22 protein-coding genes and 1 riboswitch are annotated in these 21,267 nt (G+C 40.2%); of the genes, 10 read left to right on the plus strand and 12 right to left on the minus strand.

The genetic code is table 11. The annotated features are described in order from the left end of the window. Nucleotides 1-4: 4 nt before the first annotated feature. On the minus strand, nt 5-781 hold the full coding sequence (locus BM375_RS08000) for a TIGR02757 family protein (RefSeq protein ID WP_093365063.1): 777 nt from the start codon (nt 779-781) through the stop codon (nt 5-7). A 211-nt stretch (nt 782-992) separates the two neighbouring features. Between BM375_RS08000 and rlmF the strand changes: the two genes are divergently transcribed. Beyond that, a complete protein-coding gene (gene rlmF / locus BM375_RS08005) occupies nt 993-1,898 on the plus strand; it encodes a 23S rRNA (adenine(1618)-N(6))-methyltransferase RlmF (protein ID WP_093365066.1) in 906 nt (301 codons plus the stop codon). 41 nt (nt 1,899-1,939) lie between these two features. Here rlmF and nhaA read toward each other — a convergent pair whose 3' ends face one another. Then, nucleotides 1,940-3,106 (minus strand): Na+/H+ antiporter NhaA, encoded by a 1,167-nt coding sequence (gene nhaA, locus BM375_RS08010; RefSeq protein WP_093365068.1) that lies wholly within the window; start codon nt 3,104-3,106, stop codon nt 1,940-1,942. A gap of 316 nt (nt 3,107-3,422) precedes the next feature. Here nhaA and BM375_RS08015 point away from each other — a divergent pair, with 316 nt between their 5' ends. The 3 genes from BM375_RS08015 to BM375_RS08025 all read left to right on the plus strand — a co-directional run bounded on the left by BM375_RS08015 (nt 3,423) and on the right by BM375_RS08025 (nt 6,461). Then, nucleotides 3,423-4,802 (plus strand): TrkH family potassium uptake protein, encoded by a 1,380-nt coding sequence (locus BM375_RS08015; protein WP_093365071.1) that lies wholly within the window; start codon nt 3,423-3,425, stop codon nt 4,800-4,802. Between the two features lie 12 nt (nt 4,803-4,814). Continuing rightward, entirely contained in the window at nt 4,815-5,492 is a 678-nt protein-coding gene (locus BM375_RS08020; protein WP_093365072.1) for a potassium channel family protein, read from the plus strand. 120 nt (nt 5,493-5,612) lie between these two features. Further along, nucleotides 5,613-6,461 (plus strand): universal stress protein, encoded by an 849-nt coding sequence (locus BM375_RS08025; RefSeq protein ID WP_093365073.1) that lies wholly within the window; start codon nt 5,613-5,615, stop codon nt 6,459-6,461. Nucleotides 6,462-6,495: 34 nt separating this feature from the next. Here the strand turns inward: BM375_RS08025 and BM375_RS08030 are convergent, their stop codons facing one another. Genes BM375_RS08030 through BM375_RS17310 form a run of 3 tightly spaced genes read right to left on the minus strand, consistent with a single transcriptional unit; the run spans nt 6,496 to nt 7,450 of the window. After that, nucleotides 6,496-6,936, minus strand: coding sequence for a hypothetical protein (locus tag BM375_RS08030; protein ID WP_244525850.1), 441 nt, complete (start codon nt 6,934-6,936; stop codon nt 6,496-6,498). Nucleotides 6,937-6,988: 52 nt separating this feature from the next. Beyond that, nucleotides 6,989-7,150, minus strand: a complete 162-nt coding sequence (locus BM375_RS17305; RefSeq protein ID WP_212611646.1) for a hypothetical protein — start codon at nt 7,148-7,150, stop codon at nt 6,989-6,991. Nucleotides 7,151-7,183: 33 nt separating this feature from the next. Next, entirely contained in the window at nt 7,184-7,450 is a 267-nt protein-coding gene (locus BM375_RS17310) for a hypothetical protein (RefSeq protein WP_212611647.1), read from the minus strand. A 578-nt stretch (nt 7,451-8,028) separates the two neighbouring features. Between BM375_RS17310 and BM375_RS08045 the strand changes: the two genes are divergently transcribed. Next, the gene (locus BM375_RS08045; protein ID WP_093365078.1) at nt 8,029-8,502 is read left to right on the plus strand and encodes a tetratricopeptide repeat protein; all 474 of its coding nucleotides are present in this window, start codon (nt 8,029-8,031) and stop codon (nt 8,500-8,502) included. A 30-nt stretch (nt 8,503-8,532) separates the two neighbouring features. Then, complete coding sequence (locus BM375_RS08050) at nt 8,533-9,876, plus strand: LuxR C-terminal-related transcriptional regulator (protein ID WP_093365080.1); 1,344 nt, start codon at nt 8,533-8,535, stop codon at nt 9,874-9,876. Nucleotides 9,877-9,985: 109 nt separating this feature from the next. Here the strand turns inward: BM375_RS08050 and BM375_RS08055 are convergent, their stop codons facing one another. The 7 genes from BM375_RS08055 to BM375_RS08085 all read right to left on the minus strand — a co-directional run bounded on the left by BM375_RS08055 (nt 9,986) and on the right by BM375_RS08085 (nt 16,915). Continuing rightward, nucleotides 9,986-10,267, minus strand: coding sequence for a Trm112 family protein (locus BM375_RS08055; protein WP_093365083.1), 282 nt, complete (start codon nt 10,265-10,267; stop codon nt 9,986-9,988). An 86-nt stretch (nt 10,268-10,353) separates the two neighbouring features. Then, entirely contained in the window at nt 10,354-10,986 is a 633-nt protein-coding gene (locus BM375_RS08060; RefSeq protein WP_093365086.1) for a thiamine phosphate synthase, read from the minus strand. Continuing rightward, nucleotides 10,983-12,050, minus strand: coding sequence for an AIR synthase-related protein (locus BM375_RS08065; protein ID WP_212611648.1), 1,068 nt, complete (start codon nt 12,048-12,050; stop codon nt 10,983-10,985). Before BM375_RS08065 ends, BM375_RS08060 begins: the two co-directional genes overlap by 4 nt. Then, nucleotides 12,047-12,769 (minus strand): class I SAM-dependent methyltransferase, encoded by a 723-nt coding sequence (locus BM375_RS08070; RefSeq protein ID WP_093365088.1) that lies wholly within the window; start codon nt 12,767-12,769, stop codon nt 12,047-12,049. Before BM375_RS08070 ends, BM375_RS08065 begins: the two co-directional genes overlap by 4 nt. Before the next feature lie 66 nt (nt 12,770-12,835). Further along, nucleotides 12,836-12,931, minus strand: a riboswitch (TPP riboswitch). Nucleotides 12,932-12,990: 59 nt separating this feature from the next. Beyond that, nucleotides 12,991-13,347, minus strand: coding sequence for a bleomycin resistance protein (locus BM375_RS08075; protein WP_093365090.1), 357 nt, complete (start codon nt 13,345-13,347; stop codon nt 12,991-12,993). Nucleotides 13,348-13,620: 273 nt separating this feature from the next. Continuing rightward, nucleotides 13,621-15,552, minus strand: a complete 1,932-nt coding sequence (locus BM375_RS08080) for a heavy metal translocating P-type ATPase (RefSeq protein ID WP_398357698.1) — start codon at nt 15,550-15,552, stop codon at nt 13,621-13,623. A 208-nt stretch (nt 15,553-15,760) separates the two neighbouring features. Then, the gene (locus tag BM375_RS08085; RefSeq protein ID WP_093365093.1) at nt 15,761-16,915 is read right to left on the minus strand and encodes an aldo/keto reductase; all 1,155 of its coding nucleotides are present in this window, start codon (nt 16,913-16,915) and stop codon (nt 15,761-15,763) included. A gap of 220 nt (nt 16,916-17,135) precedes the next feature. Between BM375_RS08085 and BM375_RS08090 the strand changes: the two genes are divergently transcribed. From BM375_RS08090 to BM375_RS08105, 4 genes are all read left to right on the plus strand, one after another. After that, nucleotides 17,136-17,855, plus strand: a complete 720-nt coding sequence (locus BM375_RS08090) for a sensor histidine kinase (protein WP_093365095.1) — start codon at nt 17,136-17,138, stop codon at nt 17,853-17,855. 109 nt (nt 17,856-17,964) lie between these two features. Beyond that, nucleotides 17,965-18,444 (plus strand): LytR/AlgR family response regulator transcription factor, encoded by a 480-nt coding sequence (locus tag BM375_RS08095; RefSeq protein WP_093365098.1) that lies wholly within the window; start codon nt 17,965-17,967, stop codon nt 18,442-18,444. A 218-nt stretch (nt 18,445-18,662) separates the two neighbouring features. Beyond that, nucleotides 18,663-20,933 (plus strand): cation:proton antiporter, encoded by a 2,271-nt coding sequence (locus BM375_RS08100; protein ID WP_093365100.1) that lies wholly within the window; start codon nt 18,663-18,665, stop codon nt 20,931-20,933. A gap of 29 nt (nt 20,934-20,962) precedes the next feature. After that, nucleotides 20,963-21,181, plus strand: a complete 219-nt coding sequence (locus BM375_RS08105) for a hypothetical protein (RefSeq protein WP_093365102.1) — start codon at nt 20,963-20,965, stop codon at nt 21,179-21,181. Nucleotides 21,182-21,267: the final 86 nt, after the last annotated feature.

Genomic DNA, 21,267 nt, shown 5'->3' on the forward strand with positions numbered 1-21,267 from the left:
CAAACTAAACTTCTCTCTCCACTCCAATTCCAAATAAGGCAAAATCATATTTCACAGGATCATTTGGATCCAAACGCCGTAAATTCTCTGTAAGCTCTACCGCCGTTTTCCAATTGACCTTATCAGCGGTAATTAGTCCAAAGCGTCGCGCCACACGTTCTACATGTACGTCGCAGGGACAAATTAAATCAGCTGGTCGAATGCGCTTCCATAGACCAAAATCTACACCTTTATCATCTTGGCGCACCATCCAGCGCAGAAACATATTTAAACGCTTACAACTGGATTTTTGACGCGGAGAGCTGATATGCTTCCTCGTACGAATGGGATAATCCTGTAGTGAGAAAAAATAAGCTTTAAACTCATCCAAACTACGTTCAATAGATATTGTTTCCACTTCCTCCTGTTCGATTAGGAAAGCATCCTCCAGAGAATCGAAGCGCTCGTAATGAAACCTAAGAAAAGCAACAAAGTACAGTAAATCCGTATCGTTAAAAGTGCGATGCTTGAATCCCAGCAGGTGCTGTAAGTCTCTTTCCTGGTGATTTCGGATAAAGTCATAGGGTTCGCCTCCAAAACGTTCTATAAGTTCCATACATTTATTGATGATGGTCTTGCGTTGACCCCAGGCCAATATAGCCGCAAAGAATCCCATAATCTCTATGTCCTGTCTTTTTGTAAAACGATGTGGAATAACAATAGGGTCATTCTCGATGAAAGTAGGTTGGTTAAACTGCTCAACCTTTGCGTCCAAAAAGCCTTTAATATCAAAATCTGCCATAATCTCCTCCAACCGTAAAGATATTTATTTCATCCATACCTGCCATATTTATAATACCTTTGTATTAGTACATCACAAAAATGATGTCATCGTCATTGCGAGGCAACGAAGCAATCTCATGACATCAAAAACACAGATTGCTTCGTCATTCTTCCTCGCAATGACGTGTTTTTTTTGTCATGTAGTGAATAGTTTGTTTAAAAATTAGAACATGGACAGCAACACATCAAAAAAGACGCTACATGAGCGCAATATACACAAAACAGGATATGACTTCCCAAAGTTGATCCGCGCAAATCCTGCATTGAAAGAATTACTTATCAAAACCCCGAAAGGGACAACTTCCATAGATTTTGCTGATCCTGTATCCGTATTAGCGCTGAACAAGGCTCTTCTGCTAGCTTACTACAATATACAGAACTGGTCTATCCTTAGCCATAGCTTATGTCCACCTATCCCAGGACGTGCCGATTATATTCACCATTTGGCAGACCTGTTGGTTTCCGAAAATGATGGCAATATACCTACAGGCAATAAAGTTAATATTCTGGATATCGGTACAGGTTCTTCATTGATATATCCCATCCTGGGAGAGCGGATTTATGGATGGAACTTTGTAGGAACAGACATTGATGAGACAGCACTTAACCATGCCCAATCCCTCATCAAAACCAACCGTGATCTATCCAAACATATTACCTTGCAATTACAGGAAGACAAAAAACAGATTTTTAAAGGCATCGTCCGCAAAGAAGACCGCTTTAATGCCGTGATGTGCAACCCTCCCTTCTTTAAATCCCGCGAGGACAATTGGGGCAAAACGTCGAAAAAATTCCATAACCTTCATAAAAATCCTGAAAAGCTTCCTGTACAAAACTTCGGCGGACATGCCAATGAACTCTGGTGTGAAGGCGGCGAAAGGCAATTTATCCGTACAATGATTAATGAGAGTATGCTCTATAAAGGGCAATTAGGCTGGATAACGACCTTAGTTTCCGATAAAGACAATCTGAAACCTTTAATTGCCAATCTGGAATATAATAAGGCTTCCAAGATTGAAATCATCCGCATGGAACAAGGAAACAAGACTATGCGGATATTAGCCTGGAAATGGTAACTGAGGCATCGGGGGTCTATAGAAAAACCTATAGACCTATATTAGGTTCGTTGTTTTATACTAAGGAATAAATAACCTAAGACACCAGCCAATAAAGAAGTCAGGAGGATAGAAAGCTTTGCTTCGGCAATGTGCAGAGCGTCTTCAAAAGATAGGATAGCGATAAAAATAGACATGGTAAAACCAATACCTGCTAATAGCCCCACTCCTATTATATGCCTCCAACCGCTTCCCTCCGGCAACGCACTCAACTTAACTTTGGTACAAATCCAAGAAGTCAAAAATATACCTATAGGCTTTCCAAGCAGCAATCCCAGCGAAATTCCTAATCCTAATGGAGCTGTTAAACCATGAATCATATCACGCTCTAATGTGATATTTGTATTGGCAAATGCAAATATCGGAATAATCAAAAAATTCACAGGCTTTGCAATAGTATGTTCCAGTCTTTCCAATGGAGATTCCTTATCTGTATCATTGGTCGGGATAGTCATCGCGACCAATACGCCGGCAATCGTGGCATGTATGCCCGAATGGTGCACAAAATACCATATAAAGACTCCTGGTATCAGATAGAGATATGGATTTTGCACATTCATCCTATTCATGATAATCAAGATAATAATGCCTATCCCTGCATACAAAAGATAGGTCATCTCAATACCCGAGGAATAGAAGAACGCTATGACTAATATCGCTATCAAGTCATCCACAATAGCCAGTGCCGCCAGGAATATTTTTAAACTGCCCGGAATACGATCACCAAGCAGATTGATAACCGCTAAGGCAAAGGCAATATCCGTTGCCATAGGTATTCCCCACCCTCCTGCTGTGTCCTTGCCTGCATTCAGGCTCAAATAGATCAAGGCTGGTACGACAGCACCGCCAATGGCACAGAGAATCGGTAAAGAAGCTTTCTTCGGAGAGGACAACTCTCCTTCTACGATTTCCCGCTTTATTTCCAGACCGACCAGCAGGAAGAAAATGGCCATCAACCCATCATTTATCCACAACAGCACACTGTAACGTAAATGCAGGTATTGGTTTTCAAATCCAATCGGATAATCCAGTATACGCTGTAATCCCGCTGCCAAAGGCGTATTGGCGATAACCATAGCGATTACTACGCCAATAAATAGTAGTATTCCTCCTGCATTGCTGGATTTCAAAAAGTCTTTAAAAGCATTCAGATTGATCAATTGAGCCATGATTAAGATTCGATTTTATTATTTTCTATTACATACATCTATTGCAGAAAAGGTACAGCATGCATCAACCAGGATAAGCACAACAATACACTGTTTATTAACTACTAACAGCTGAATGAATTTATTTTATTTATTCAAAAATTGAAGTGCCCAAAATAGATAAATCCGGGTGTGTTTTACAGAATTATTGCATAGATAATTACTATAAAAAAGACAAAATAAATCAATTTAATTTATCAGTTCGCATATTCATCTTTTTCCACCTACAGCTCAAAAATTATTTTATATCTTTACACCGAATTTATTCATTTGAAAATTGAAGAAACGTTTCTACAATCCGGCACAGCTCTTCGTCCTCAGTTTTTTCCTGCTGATAGTCACAGGAACATTATTACTGAAGCTGCCATTTGCCATTAACCAACCTTTATCTTGGATTGATTCCCTTTTTACTTCCACAAGTGCCGTTTGTGTGACGGGGCTTGTCGTGGTCGACACAGCCACCCATTTTACTATTTGGGGGCAACTCATCATTATGTTACTTATTCAGGCCGGAGGGATTGGTATTTTGAGTTTTGCTGGTTTGTTTGCCTATTTCCTAAAAGGCGGCAGTTCGTATGAAAACCAGCTAACCATAGGTGGTTTTTCGAATACTGAACGCATGTCCGAAGTGTTTGACCTTCTTAAAAACACCATTGTCATTACTTTCGGGATAGAATTGGTTGGTGCATTAGCCATTTACTCCAGCATCAGCAATGATATTCCGGCTTCCCTAAGCTCAAAAGTTTTTTTCTCCTTATTCCATTCCGTATCGGCATTCTGTAACGCAGGTTTTGCTATCTTGCCTGATGGGCTTATGAATACCAGCGTTGTTTATAATTATAACTTTCAGCTCATCATTGCTTTTATTTATATTTTCGGTGGTCTGGGTTTTCCTATTGTTTTAAATGTATTGACGTATATTAAACACCTTTGTTCTTTAATGATTGGGAAATGGGCTTATAAGAAAGCTATGTATAAGCCGTGGGTGCTAAATATAAACAGCAAAATAAACCTCATAACCACAGCAGTTATTTCTTCTTTAGCCACCGTTATCCTTTTTGTTAATGAGTACGACCATGTCTTCTCCGAACATGGTTTCATTGGTAAAATTGTCATTGCATTTGCCACGGCAACCACACCAAGAACTGCGGGTTTCAACAGTATCGATTTTGGAGATTTACAATTCTCGTCCGTCATGTTCATCATCTTTTTAATGTGGATTGGGGCCTCGCCTAACTCTACAGGAGGGGGAATCAAGACCAGCACGTTTTCCATAGCTTTACTAAACGTGCTAAGCTTAGCCAGAGGTAAGGATCGCACAGAGATTTTTGGACGGGAGATCAGCAAAACATCCATACAGAGGGCATTCGCCACTATGTTCTTGTCTTTAATGACCATTGGTTTAGGTGTATTTTCCATATCTTTTTTTGAGCCTAAAAGACCTTTATTGGAGATTGCTTTTGAATGTTTTTCTGCGTATAGCACCGTTGGTCTTTCCTTAGGTGTCACCCACGAATTTGTGTATGGCAGCAAAGTTGTTTTAATCTTATTGATGTTCATCGGCAGAGTAACCATGCTCTCTATACTTATTGCCTTTATTAAGAAGACAAAATACACGTATTACAGATACGCACAAGAGGAGCTCACTGTTTATTAAAATTTTAAAATCATGAAATTCATTGTTATCGGATTAGGAAATTTCGGTGCCTCATTGGCCGAAAAGTTAACCATGCAAGGCAATGAAGTCGTAGGCGTAGACCAACGAATTGAAAAAATAACCGCCTTAAAAGAGAAAATAACACATTGTATCTGTTTAGATGCAACAGATGAGGCAGCCTTTCATACACTTCCGCTAAAAAATACAGACGTGGTCGTGGTCGCTATCGGTGAAGATGAAGGAGCGAATATCATGGTAACCGCCCTCTGCAAAGAAGCCCAAGTGAAGAGACTAATCAGTAGAGCCGTCAATCGACTGCACGAAAAGGTTTTAACGGCATTGGGGGTATCAGAGATTGCACATCCTGAAGAGGAATCTGCAGAACGATGGTCTAAAAAATTATGCATGACAGACTTAGTAGATTCCTTTGAACTAAACAGCAATTACTCCATTGTGGAAGTGGTTGTGCCGGAAAAATACGTTGGTAAAAGTATTCAAGAGATTGGCTTCAGGGAGAAATATGAACTTTTGGTACTAACCATATTAAAGAGCCAGGAACAAAAAACATCTTTTGGCAGCAGTATGGTCACCACAATACTACATGGCATACCTAAGCCTAATACCATCTTGGAGAAGGGAGATATTTTAGCCATATACGGCTACAACAATCATATTAAATCTTTCTTATAGAGAAAACCTTTACAAAATCAGGCAGTATTTTTCAGAATTAACAATATTTTTCTTTATTTTGGAATAAGCACACTTTTGCTTTGTTTAAAGCATCAACAACTTTTACAATCATACCATATCATGATGAGCAAGACCATTTTAATACCTTCCGATTTTTCCAATAATGCTTTAGTTGCAACACGTTATGCCTTGGATTTGGCTAAGCAGCTTGGTGCGAACCTACATATCTTGCATGCGTACAGCTCCTTCAATTCTGCATTTCAAAGCCAATCAGTCAATGAAACCGATGCAACACGCGCACAAAGTGATGCAGAAAATAACATGGGTGAGTTCTTAGGAAAAGTAGGTGATTCTAAAAATGTCACGATCACGACTTCGCTCCTTAAAGATAGCCTTACAGATGCTGTAGAGGCTTACTTAAACACGAATACGACCGTGTGCCTTATGATCATGGGAACTCATGGTGCTTCCGGCACACGTAAGGATATATTGGGTAGCAACACCTACGATATAGCCAAGTCGGTCAATATCCCATTGCTTATTGTCCCTGAACATGCCTCATCATTTCATTTGGAGCGTGTTGCTTTCTTTACCGACTATCAAAATCAAGACATCGCGACGCTACAGAGCCTCAAAAACCTATTGGATGGACAGGAACTTCCCTGTACATTGGTACATATTACACAACTCAAAGACAGTTCTTTGCAAGAACAGGTAGCATTGTTAAGCAATTGGTCTAAAAAGCTGAGCCAAACAGTAGGCTATGCAAACCTGAATACAGAATTGGTTAGTAACAAAGAGGATATTACGATTGTTGATACGGCTTTAGATCGTCTGTCAGCTGATCTTTGCCTACTTACGGTGGTAGGTGGGCGCAGTTTCTTTGAGAAGCTCTTTCACAAAAGTTTAGCCCGGGAAATTATCCTTAATCCTAAGGTACCGGTTTTACTGACCTCGGGGCATAGATAAATATAAGTAGGATAACACGAGGTTAGCTCTACGGCTAACCTCGTGCTGTTTCCAACATCTTCATCAATGGTTCCAAAATCTCCTCCTCATATGTCATTGCTCTTTGCTCTGCCTTTTTCCCTGCGCCAAAGCTTGGGCTTATCTTATAACTTTTAAGAAACTGCTTTTTCTTGACTCCCAAACTGTAATACCAATCTCCCGTATCAGAACTTGTAAATATCGTGACCTCATCAAAATGCATAAGTTTTCGTTTTCCAAATAATGGGCTTTCCCTATAAACGGTCTTACTATTCAGATCAAATCGATAACGTATAGGCCGTCGGAACAGATAGTCTATCAGAACATGGACTACACAGTAAAGCACAATAGCTAAACCTATCATCTGTCCCCTTTCGCCTAGCCAATCCCCAAACAACAATAAGACAACGACAATAACTGCTATAATACCTGCAGACCATAACAAACTATGCTTCATATCTCGATGAGGTTGAAACGAGATACCATTGGCATCAGATTTAAATCGCAATCTATCCTGCAGATTCATTTTTCCCTAAAATATCATCTACATCATTCAAAATACGTTGTATTGGACGGGAGAAAAAACTTTGCACCAAGCTGGCTTCCTTTTCCTTCCCTTTGTCATTTATATAGCTTGCCACTAATGATACATTTACTGTAATAAATCCCATATATTGTACTTTATGCACACTAAAGCCCTGTAACTACTCAATAGGAATAGTAATCGGTTTGCTGAATAACCCTGCGCGGATACGGATTTCTCTTTGGTTCATATCAACGATTAAGGAATACTTCAAGAATAAGAAAAACATAAGTAGAGCAATACCTAACATCCACCACTTAAAGGACGATTCAGGCGCTTCAGTAAACCCTACTATGGATAAAATCAGGAAGGCTCCACATAAAGGAACAAACATACCATATTGCTTTTTCAATGTGTAGACATTACCGTCTTGGATAAATTTTTTCATATTATGGCGATTAAAGTATTTTTGTTATTTAAGAACATTGGGACAAAATGATAGAAAAGACTAATAACGCAAAAAAAGCAATCAGCAGAAAAAACGTCCACCATGGTGTCTTCGCTTTTGTTACCTCTATTTTATAGTTATCCAAAAGTGCGTTCGAAAACTCTTTTTTATTAAGTACTTGCTTACAGTGGGCACAAACAGAGGTCGTGGACTTCCATAATGGAAAAACTGGTATCCAGAACAAATGAAAGTAATTTTGATGTATAAAGAACCACACCTGTTTCTCCTCACAATGAGAACATGGTATCGTTGCCTGCTTTTCGACAATTTTTGTCGAGCGTAGTCCAAAGAAAAATATCATATGCACTAAATTTATATAGAATCAAAGTTCTGACATTCACTTGAAATAAAGAAGAATATCTGGACTACAAACAGACCACGAGCAACAAAAACAATGACTACAATGTGACTACAAAACTCATAAACACCTAATTATCAAACTATTTAAACAACCAACAGAAACAATATTTTATATAGCTATCCAGCCCTACTATTTGGAGGTTCATTATATTTGTATTATGAAACAACCCATCCCTACGATTGTCTTTATCTTTTTATCCCTATGTGCACAAGCACATAATGGGTATATCGACAGTTTACAGAGGGTGTTGAAACAAGCCTCCGATTTCAATAAAAAGATTGCCATCCAACAGCAGATTGCCGATTGGTATCGATCTAGTGAGCAATATTCGGAGGCCATCAGCATGGCTAACCTTAGCTTGCAGAACAGTTTGGATATTTCATCGCATAACTTAGACGTTACTCGTTCCTATTGGTTATTATCCAATATCTACACCAATATGGAGAATTTCGAAATGGCCAGAGAATATGTGGATAAAGCTTATCAATCTGCAGAAGCACAAAACAGCCCTTTGCCCATGGCTTATGCACATTATGCGGAAGTAATCTTGCAACGCACATTATTTGATGCAGATATTCCAATCCAGAAACTACACGAAGCACTCTCAAAAATTAAACATCCAAAAGAGTAAGCAGCTCTGGTTGCTCGCATCTATTACCAATTGTACGGTATCTATTCTGAATGGAACGATGCGGATAAATCACAGGATTATGCAGAGAAGTCCATTACCTTTGCTAAATTATCGGGCAACAAAAATCTACTGGCCAATGGCTATAGTGCACTATCCGTGGCTTATACGTACCGATATGAGCAAAATAAGGAGCAACAGTATTTAGATAGTGTGATGCACCTTCTGGATGCAGGTATTTTACTATATCAGCAATATCCCGGGCAGATATTGCATAATACCTACTCCATGCTACACATTAACAAGGCAAGTTATTATCAGAAATACTATAATCAAAACGATAACCATATCAAGCAACAAATACGAAACCATGTACGCGAAGCCATGCTTGCCGCCCAAGAAACTAGTGGTAATGAAGCTGTAGTAGCCAGTGGGTATGGTATATTGAGCGAATTAAGCCTTCAAGAACAAGATCTACAATCAGCAGAGAACTATCTCTTGTTAGCATATACAATGATGGTTCAGAAAAAAAGCCCTTATTATCACACCCTTATCAATGTTTTGCAATCTTTGGTCAAAATCAATGTCCAAAAAGGCGACTTCCAAAAAGCTTTCGACAATCAACAGGAGATCACCAAGTACAGTAGGATACTTTTCAATGAAGAGTCTGAGGCAAATGCCAAAAGATTGGAGGCCCAGTTTGACTTCACCAAGAAAGAGCAAGAAATACAGCTACTGAAAGAACAGACAGAAAGCCATCGTAAACAGAAACAACTTCTGATTGGACTCATTGCTATTGGTCTGGTGGGTGCATTTTTCATGTTTCGTTCCTATCATTTCAACCTGAAGTACTCTTTAGCAAGAGAAAAACAACTGACAGCTGAAAAGAACGAAAGTGTCTTACAAATCAAATATGAAAAAGAAGAACAAGCTCGATTAAAAGCTGAACAGGAATTATTGGAATTGCAACAGCAAAAGCTACAAGACGAGGTTCTGCTTAGCCAGCTACAGTTACGCCATAAGAGTGAAGTACTCCAACAGGTAAAAGAAAGATTGACCACAGAAGATACAGACAATCTGAAACAGATTCTTCGCGAGGAGACTTTGGTAGACGGTGATTTTGAACGCACGAAGTTCCACATCCAAGAGCTGCATCCCAACTTTTTTCAGCATCTCACCGAACAGGCCCAACAAAAACTTACCCTCTTGGATCAAAAATACTGTGCATATCTCTATTTTGGTATGGAGACCAAACAAATTGCTTTATTACTAAACGTAGAACCTAAAAGTGTACGAATGGCCAAATATCGGCTAAAACAAAAATTTAATCTTAATTCCGAAACAGATTTAGTGGACTATTTAAAGGGTATCGGATAATTTGAAACCCTATGCTTCGATACGACGATAATAAAAATCAACAAAGGTAATCCAAAGTATAAAAATAGAACAGCTCACTAGGATTTGAATTGTTCTATTTTTATACTTACTAAACCAAACTATTTGATTCAATCAATCTAAAATTCGTTATAGTTTTACCATTCAGGTGCTTCTCCCACCTTTCCAAAAGCGGTTTCTCCAGTTCAAATTCTCTGTATTCATCCGGGCTCATGATAGGGATTCCCCGTATAATAGGGTATATTCTCGTACAACTTGAACACAACAGATATCCTTCTTCAATGTTTCCATCCAATTTAGTATGGATAGTAGTCAATGTTAGCTCGCCTCTATCAAAAAGGCAGCAAAGTTTTTTTATGGTTTCTATATACATAATCTCGTTTCTAATAAATGTTTTAAAAAGCTTCCTTACTAATCTTCTCGCTATATTCAATCCTAAAGATGTATAGCACATAGTATTTAACATCCATTTTTAAGGTATTCACGTATGGATTGGTCGGGTGTATCACTATTCATCACGCCCGATATAACAGCAATGCCAGTATAGGGTAAGTTTCGAAGCTCACCAATATTATCAGGGTTGATTCCTCCAGCTAAGAAAATAGGTCCTTCAAAAATTTCTCTTGCTTTTCTTACAGAGTTATGGTTTACCAGTTCACAGCTCTCCACAGTTTTCGAAGGAAACATAGAACAGAATGATATATAATCCACCTTGTGGTCCCTAGCCCATAGAATGTTATCCATATCATTCGAACAAGTTATTCCACATAAGAACGATCTATTAATTTCTTCTTGGAGCTGTTCATAATACAGAGGAACAACGTCAAAATGCACTCCATCCAACATCGTACTCCTAAGATACTGCCATTGGTTGTTAATCAACACCGGAACACCCTTAGCATGGCAGCGCAGACACAGCTCATCAATCAGACTGTCAATATCATCTTCTTGGTCAAAGTTGTCCCAAATCTGCACAGCTGCAATTTTCTCCGTTAGTATTCTCTCGATTTTGCTGTACAATACTGATCTCTCCATAGAGGGATCTATAACAATATAGATTCCGGAACCAATATCCTGTAGCTTACGTATCATTTCCACCCCCTTTCACAAGCGTGATAGAAAGCAGCCCAATAGGGATCATCTTCGTAGTAAGTCAATTCCTTTTCGAAGCCCTGTTCTATAAGTTTTATACCTGATGAGATATTCGTAAGCCTACCGACTTCAACACAAGATATACTTACTGTTTTTAGACGATGGATAATACGCTGTGCTGCTGCTTCACGACAGGCAATAACCATAGAACCAGCTCCGACACAATAACGATAGTCCAAACCAAATATCTTACATATCTCATCCTGTACAGGTGACACTGGCAGTTTATCACTATCAATGACGACACCGTTGTGGGAAGCATTTGCCAATTCATAAATAGCCCCGAGCACTCCTCCTTCCGTTACATCATGCATGTCACTGACATCATCCACATGCTCATTATTTTCTACCGCAGTAAGAGCGTCTTTAAGAGAGGAAGTTTGATAAAAAGAGTTGCAAGCCAATTGATAGAGCTCTGTACCGACTTTGTTCTGTACAGTTTGAGGGAAACTCATAGCTAATATTGCTGTCGAAGAAATAGCAAATTGCTTTGTTACCAACAAGACATCCCCTTCTCGGGCATCGGTAGAATTACGCATTGTTCCCTTCGGAGCAATTGCCACGAACGTACCACCGCCTGAAATAGTCGAATTTTGATGTTCAACGAAGCCTGTATGCCCTCCTGTAATTGCTACACCAATATCTACACAGAATCGGTGGATATAAGACCAATACTGCTTAAAATCTTCCTTAGTCAAAGATGTCGGTAAGTTCAAAACAAACTGTCCATACATAGGAGCATGGCCTGTTGTTGCCATATCATTAGCCATAAGGTGCACCGAAAGCCACGCCGATGCCTCCAAACCTAATGAGGGAATGAGAGAAAGAGGGTCGCTAGTCATTGCCATGGATATCCCTCCTGGCAAATCCACAAGCGATACATCAACGCCAAACTGTGGCCCACGCCTTACCTCTTGCCGTTTGTAACCCTTCATCGATGCAATAGTGCTATCAAAGATCGGTATTCCAATCTTCCCAAGTTGCTTTTCTGTCGTTGTCATCATTCTACATCGTTAAATTGCACATACAACCCAAAAAAGTCACCATAAGGGACGCCCCATTGCTGCACAGGAAACCAGCTTGGAAGTCCGGCACAAGTCCATTCAATGGTATATTCACGTCCTCGTAAAGCTCTATGAATGATATGGGTTAGCATTTTAGGTGTGTAGAACGTGGCCGTTAGATAGAAGGGGTTCTTTCCAAATAGTTCCTGCACACGACGGCGTACAACCTTAGGAGAATTACGGTTCATCATGCCCATGGCAATACCGTATTTGCCTACACGAGCAGCTTCCTGAATAACGCGTACTGGATCTTTGTAATATTCGAATGTAGTGATAAAGGCAAGCGCATCAAAAGTATGATCCTTAAAAGGCATATGATGAGAATCTGCCATGACCAGATCTCCCGCAAAGAGATGCATTGCCTGCGAAAGCATCAACGGTGAGATATCTCCACCTGTAGCTTCAATACCGATTTCTTTCCACCATCGTGTGAAACGTGTGGTACCACATCCAAATTCCAGCAAAGTCTTTACGCGTTGGTCCTTGACCAACAGCTGTTCCATTACTTTTTTCTGCCAAACTTCGGCACGCTTGTACCGCCCTTCATACCATTGCTCATAAGTGTCGGTATGCGCTCTGTTGAAAAACCATTCTGGGCGGTTTTGCCAGTTTTCTTGCTGTTTCGGAATGAGTTCTAATGTTGTTTTTTCTTGTTCCATATTATTGCCAATGTTTATTAGCAACCTTAAATGGAAGATTGCCCAAGGCAACGAACAAGAATCTTGATCTTGTGCGGTGTGCATCCCTACGTTGGCATTATCCAAATCAGGTCATAGGGTATAATCTCAGCCCCGATTATCGAGGCACCCCTTGCTATGTCTGTAAACAAAGATAATTAATTTTTTGAGTAAAAGAAAAATGTCTGGGTTATACTACCCTCTTATAATTTTACCCCCTGTCCAAACGTCAACAAATTGCTATCCGGATCGAGCAAAGAGAACTCCCTTTGTCCCCAAATCTTCGTTTCCAGATGACCATTCTGATGAATAGGAATATTATTGTTCAAAAGAGACTGGTAAAGTCTGTCTATATTATCCGTGCGGATATAGATCTGACCGTAATTTTCTTTAGGATCAAGCATTCTGAATTCAAAAAAATGAATTTCGACAGCGTCTTTTTCAATAATCAGATAGTCCCCATAGTCCGCCAATTCCTTAAAACCTAATTGATCAAGGTAAAAACCTTTGGTTGCGACTTTGTCTCGCATGGGCAATTTGGGGTTGATAGATGTAAGCATATCAATAAATTTAAACTAACCGTTGTACATTACGCAATAACAAGTCTCTTAGTTGTCACTCTGAGCTTGTCGCTGTGCCTCGACCATGGCGAAGGAAGAGCGACATGTCTATCCTTCGACAAGCTCAGGATGACAATTCCTTCGATAAATGTCAGGCTGAGTCTATCGAAGCCTCAGGAAGACAAAAAAGGCGATAATGCATAACGGATTAAACTCACTTATTTGTTATTCAGTCCTTATACATTTAACGCAATAACCTTGAGACAGACAGACTCAAAACTGCATCCTCTGTATTCTTACAGCATTCAATATCGCCAACAAGGCCACGCCTACATCAGCAAAAACAGCTTCCCACATCGTTGCTAAACCACCTGCTCCAAGGATAAGTACAATTGCTTTTACACCAAAAGCTAAAGCAATATTCTGCCAAACAATGTTCTTGGTTTGCTTTCCGATACGAATGGCCATAGGTATTTTACTAGGCTTGTCATCTTGTATAACCACATCAGCCGTTTCAATAGTAGCATCACTTCCTAAGCCTCCCATAGCAATACCGACATCACTCAGTGCTACCACAGGAGCGTCATTCACACCATCCCCAACAAAAGCTACATTTTCACCTCTGGCTTTTATTTCTTTTACTTTATTCACTTTATCTTCAGGCAACAAATCGCCAAAAGCATGGTCTATTCCAAGTTGCTCGGCTACGTATTTTACAACGGTGCCTTTATCACCGCTGAGCATCGTCGTTCTCACTTGCAGTCTATGCAGCAGGTTGATAGTTTCCTGCGCATCTTCTTTAATGCTGTCTGCGATCGTGATGTAGCCAACAAATTTATTATCATAAGCAACAGCAATAGTTGTGTAGACAATACTGCTCGGATCTAAGCCGTATGATAATCCAAATTTATCCATCAATTTGAAATTCCCTACTAATAAATCCTTCTCATCAATAGAAGCTTTCAATCCGTGTCCAGCGATTTCTTCTATATTTTCCAGAAGGATCTCATGGTTTGGTTTTCCGACATATTCATGAATAGCAGTTGCCACGGGGTGCGTGCTCTTACTTTCCAATGCATTGACCATCTCCAATATATCATTTTGATTGCAATTAGGGTCAAAGACAACTTCCTGTACTTTAAAAACACCTTCGGTCATTGTGCCCGTCTTATCCATCACGACATTTTGGATATTAGCAAGGCTATCTAAAAAGTTACTCCCTTTAAACAGTATTCCATTGCGTGAAGCGGCTCCAATTCCTCCAAAATACCCTAAAGGAATACTGATAACTAAGGCACATGGGCAAGAAATCACCAAAAATACCAGTGCTCGATAGAGCCAATCTGTAAATATATAATCAGTAACAAATAATGCTGGCAACAAGGCTATTCCAATAGCAAGGAACACCACAATTGGTGTATAAACTTTAGCAAATTTGCGGATAAACAATTCTGTTGGGGCTTTTTGCGAAGTAGCATTTTGCACCAATTCCAGAATTTTACTCAATTTACTATCGGTATATGCAGTAGTCACCTTTACCTGTGCAACGGTATTCAGGTTTATCATCCCTGCCAAAACTATTTCGCCTTTGTTTTTAGTATCAGGTTTGCTTTCTCCGGTTAAAGCGGAGGTATTGAAAGATGCTGTCTCGGATAATAATTCTCCGTCCAAACCCAATTTTTCCCCTGGTTTTAACTGTATTATCTGACCAATTTTTACAGCTTCGGCCTTAATCGCTTGCGGTTCATTGTTTACCAATACCACTACCTCGTCAGGCCGCTGATCAAGTAAGGATTTGATGTTTGATTTTGCTCTTCGCACCGCCATTCCTTGAAATACTTCCCCGACAGAATAAAACAGCATTACAGCGACTCCTTCAGGATATTCACCAATGGCAAATGCGCCGACAGTAGCAATTCCCATCAGAAAGAACTCTGAAAAAACATCACCTTTACGAATGCTTTCAACGGCATCTTTCAGTACAGGTACCCCAACTGGAACATACGCCACCACATACCAAATAATCCTCAACCAATCTTTAAACCAAGTTTGCGGAAACCAATTGTCCATGGCGATGCCTAAAAGCAATAGCACAAAAGAAATAAGAGCAGGCGCAAACATCTTGAAAATACTACCGTTACCATGCGCATGATCGTGTCCGTCACCATCAGTATGATTTTTTGTACAGCAACTATCGTTCTGCATAGTAGAATTTACTTTGAGGCTTACTTTCTCTTCATGCATACAACAATGCTGTTGGCCATTTTGTTCGTGTTCCATGATTTTGCATTTGCGGTTAACCAAAGATAACGGACTAATTCCTGTAATCCTATTGAAAAATTTTGTTCCGTACAAAAAAACAACCTTTATCAGCAATGAAAAGGCGTACTTGTAACTTCGGCGATAGAACTATTTACTTCGCAGTCGGATAACCTGTGGTATACCGTTCACCGAAAATCTCTACGCCTGATAAATCCTCGGTTAGCTTTTTCAATTCATCTGCCATGAATTCATATTCCGATGCCCACATATTCTCCTGCAAATGTGCCAGCTTGGTTGTGCCGGGGATAGGAACAACAAAAGGCCTTTGCGCTAATAGCCAAGCCAATGCTACCTGTGCGACGGTCAGACCTCTGTGGTCACCAAACTCTTTCAGTATATCTATTATCGGCCAGTTGGCAATAATCGTTTTAGGTTCATATCGAGGCAATGTTGCACGGTTATCGTTATCCGGGTTGTATTTCGTGCGTTCATTGATGTAGCCCGAAATAAGCCCACGGCTCAACGGACTATAAGGCACAAAACCGACACCCAACTCCCTGCATAAATCCAGCACACCGTTCTCCGGATTACGGGTCATGGGTGAATATTCACTTTGGATAGCTGTTACGGGCTGTACAGCATGCGCCTTACGAACAGCATCTAATCCTCCTGCACTCGCGTTGAAGTCCCTTTCACTCATGCCAAAGTGCCTCACTTTGCCCTCGGCAATAAGGTCTTTTACCGTCCCGGCAACATCTTCCACGGGCACATTCGGGTCAATACGATGTTGATAGAGTAAATCGATATAATCCGTTCGCAGGCTTTTAAGCGAGTTCTCGACAACCTCTCTGATCCTTTCGGGGCGACTATCCAGACCTATCTCGGGTCGACCTTCCTTAAAACCAAATTTGGTAGCGATGATGATCTCATTGCGGATGGGTTCCAGCGCTTCGCCCACTAATTGTTCATTGACAAATGGTCCGTACGCTTCTGCCGTATCAAAAAAATTAACTCCAAGATCAGCAGCCTGACGAATCATCTTTATCATCGCTTGCTTGTCCGGTATGAAACTTCGGTGGTAACTCATTCCCATGCAACCTAATCCCAAAGCAGATACTTCTATACTGTGATCGCCTGTTCCCAGTGTACGTTTGGCGTTATCCTTTTTTGTGTTATTTGAAGTACCGTTATCTTTGTTCGAATCTGCATTACAACTCTGTAACCCCACTGTCGCTAAAGCCATGGCAGAAGTTGCCAACACACCCGTAGTCAGAAATTGTCGACGGTTCAAATTTGATTTTTCCATATTGTTCTTTTGAATCAATTGTTTACAAGATAAAGTTCTTTAAAATCTGCTTAGAGATTGGTATACAAATTACTGTTTTCCCTACCAAAATTACGGATTTGGATGTTCTTCGATATTATGGACACTATAATCCCTACAACAAAATATCCATTACCATTCCTCTCGAACAGTCGAGTTTAAGTATATTTGCTCGACATAGCTTATCAAAGGAAGAACAAAAATGGAAGACCATTTCTATTGGCTAATTATCATTGCAATAGGTATTGCTGCCTCTTGTGCCTTGTGGATCATGTACCGAAAAATACAGGATCTTACGAAAAGGAACAAAAGTCTTTTGGAGCAGAAAGAGACAGAACGAAATAGCTTCCATCCCGACCTCACTCCTTATAAGTTAGATCCGCATTTGTTAAAAAATGCATTAAATGCCATCCAGTCGCACGCCTACCACAGCTATCATGCCTTGGACAAATTATCGAATGTCTTAGATTATATCCTATACGAATCAGACGAGAAGCTAGTCAAACTAAAAGACGAAATAAACTTTGCCCAGAACCTGATAGAGATTAACCGTTTAAAGGTCAGTCCATTATTTGACCTCCACATGCGCACAAAAATCACTCCTGAAGCAGGAAACTTGATGATTGCACCTTTCATTACGATAAATCCCATCGAAAATGCTTTTAAACACGCAGATCTACAAAACGAAAATAGCTTTATCTCAGTCGTGTTTGAGGCTACGGAAGACACAGTCCTACTATCCGTATCAAACAAGATAAAAGAGAATACAATGGCCAAAGGCACCGAACGTGGAGGGATTGGTAATAGGTCCTTTAAAAACAGGTTGGATAAATTGTATGGCAATCGGTATACTTTAGTCACCGAACAAAAGGACGATGTGTATCATGTCAAAGTTGAAATAAAATTATCTGGCAATGATTAAGTGCATTCTACTGGATGATGAGCTACCTATGTTAAGTTACTTGCAGGCTTTATGCCGAGAGTTAAATGATACGGAGATAGTCAAATAGTACAATAATCCATTAAAGTTTCTGAATGATATTAACAGTCTGGATTTTAACACCTGCATTCTGGACATCAATATGCCAGGCATAAATGGCTTAGAACTGGCCAAAAAGCTGGAAGGGAAAGCCATTATTTTCTCTACAGCTTACAAGGAATACGCTGCTGAAGCCTTTGATTTAGATGCGGTGGATTATATCCGCAAACCCTATCAGCTGGAGCGTCTGGAAAAGGCAATGAATAAAGCTCGGACTTGGCTGTCCCATAATAAAAATGCTACTCCGATTTATATAGAGCTCAACAGCAGTCTTGGGAAGTCGAGGATAAACCCAAATGATATTGCTTATATCGCTGTTGCGGAAAATGACCGTCGCGACAAGGACATCTGCTTTAAAGACGGTCAGCGCCTTTTGGCAAAAACATCACTTTCGATGAACTTCTCGAAAAGCTTCCAAAGGATAAATTTTGTAAAATTAACCGAAGAACAGCAATTGCTGTGGATACTGTAAGCCATTATACAACACAATGGATTTCTTGCGAGCTATCAAGCCATAAAACGCCCATCCAATTTAAACTATCCGAGCAATACCGGGAACAACTGATGACACTACTTCCAAGTTAGTACAAAAAAAAGTCGTTTCAGTACAAAAACAATTCTTTCCGACATAGCCTTCCAAACAAAACAAATATACTTGTGTCAATAACTTTATAGACAACGGATACAAGTATGAAATTACGAAGCATCTTATATTATCTTTTTATTATCGGTGGAGGTTTGGCATTAGGCTATTGGATTATCCTTTCTGGTGGAAATATCGAAAGCAACACAACTTTGAAACAAGTCGCTTCTGAAGGATCTGCCTGGCAGCATTTTGTGGAAGGAATCCAAACCAATTTAGCCTATCCAGCAGCGATACTATTGCTTCAGATAATTGCTATAATTCTCGTCGCAAGATTTTTTGGCATTTTATTCCGGAGAATCGGTCAGCCCTCTGTTATTGGTGAAATCGTCGCTGGTATCGTCCTTGGTCCTTCTCTATTGGGAAATTATTTTCCAGAGGTATCGGCATTTCTTTTTCCTGTGGAATCCCTGGCAAACCTTGGTGTTGTCAGCCAACTGGGGCTTGTCCTGTTTATGTTTGTTGTGGGGATGGAACTTGACTTAAAAATCCTTAAGAACCAAGCCCATGATGCCGTTGTTATCAGCCATGCCAGCATTATCTTTCCTTTTCTTTTAGGAATGTCGCTGGCTTATTTTATCTTCCAACAAACAGCACCTCCTGATATTTCTTTTCTTTCCTATGCCCTTTTCATCGGCATTTCGATGAGTATCACGGCATTTCCTGTCCTTGCCCGTATCGTTCAGGAACGCGGCATGACCAAGACAAGATTGGGTTCTATAGCCATCACTTGTGCAGCTGCCGACGATATAACCGCGTGGTGTCTGTTGGCAGCCGTAATCGCTGTGGTAAAAGCGGGTTCATTGGCGAGTGCTGGCTATACTATTCTATTTGCAACGGCTTATGTCGTACTGATGCTGCGATTCGTACGCCCTTTCCTACAGCGCATAGGCGACCTCTATTCCAGTAAAGAAAGGTTAAGCAAACCTGTGGTCGGCATCTTCTTTTTGACTCTTCTCATTTCCGCATGGACAACAGAGATTATCGGTATACATGCCCTATTCGGTGCTTTTATGGCAGGCGTTATTATGCCCGCCAACGTCAGTTTCCGAAACATCTTTATCGAGAAAGTAGAAGATGTGTCACAAGTGCTTCTGCTTCCATTATTTTTTGTTTTTACGGGATTGCGTACACAAATCGGCCTGCTAAATGAACCTGGATTATGGCAGATATGTGCCTTGGTAATTGTGATTGCCGTAGTGGGGAAATTTATCGGAAGTGCTATATCCGCCAAATTCGTCGGACAGAACTGGCACAGCAGTCTCACGATTGGTGCTTTGATGAATACCCGCGGTTTAATGGAATTGGTAGCCTTGAATATCGGATATGATCTCGGCGTATTGACTGCTGAAATGTTTGCCATATTAGTACTGATGGCCTTAATCACAACCTTTATGACAGGGCCAGCCCTTGACTTAATTAACCGCTTCTTTGAACCGGAAAAAGAGGTTGAAGAGGCAGGCATTCCCATGAAGAATAAATACAATATCTTAATCTCTTTCGGCAATCCTAATACAGGTAAGGTTCTATTAAGACTTGCCAATATGTTGACAAAGAAATCTATCAATACATCCACCATATCGGCCCTACATCTATCGCCCGGGAACGACTTGAACCAGTTCAACACCGAAGAATACGAGCGGGAGAATTTCTCTCTATTGGATAGGGAAAGTGAGCTTCTGGATCAGCCCTATAGACCGATCTTTCGGGGCACGGATGACATAGAGGAGGATATTGCCCAGATGGCTAATGCAGATGACTACGACCTACTGCTTACCGGCATGGGGCAGTCGGTATATGAGGGTACTTTATTGGGTAGAATATTCGGTTTCACCAGCAAAATGATCAATCCTGAGCGACTATACGGCACACTAACGGGCAAAGAAAACCTATTTGTAAGCGATTTTTTTGATGATCGCACAAAGAACCTTATCAAGACGGTGAACATCCCCTATGGTATCCTTATCGACAAAGGTTTGCCCGAAAATATCAACCGTATACTGGTTCCTATAAATTCATTAAGCGACAGCTTCCTCTTGGTCTATATCCATAAGTTAATACAGAACAGCGGTGTGCATATCACGCTTTGGGATCTCAATGACACCATTAAAACGTCGTTAGAGCTCAAAGAAGCGGTGCGATCTATTGATCATGCTGCACCAAACCATATTGCGGTACAGTATGATATGTTCAATAGCTCTACTGAACTTCAATATTTTGAATTGATGCTGAGCAGCTTAACGACATGGAAAGACTTGTTCCAAAAGGATGAGGAATGGTTAAGAGATATACCCAGCGTCTTAATATTAAAAGCGTAATTTTTGATAACCCATAAAACTATAATGTCATGGAAAATTTCAAATTCGAAGCATTGGTAACAGAAGAATCCCAATTAAAAAGATTGGAGAAATGCGTACAAAAAATTCCGAATGTCAGCGATTGGCAGGTCACAAAATATATCAACGGGATATTGCTGTCGGTAAAGGCTGTTAATATCCGTGCATTCGATATTCTACAGACACTGCAGCAGGAAGGTTTTACACTGGAACAGGTGTATGAAGAATAATTGGGTTTTCGAGTAATACCCCTACTTTGCATTGCACATTTTTAGATTTTTTATACTATGGAATACGCTATTGCCATGCGTATTCC

The organism is Sphingobacterium wenxiniae (assembly GCF_900116225.1).
Lineage (GTDB): Bacteria > Bacteroidota > Bacteroidia > Sphingobacteriales > Sphingobacteriaceae > Sphingobacterium > Sphingobacterium wenxiniae.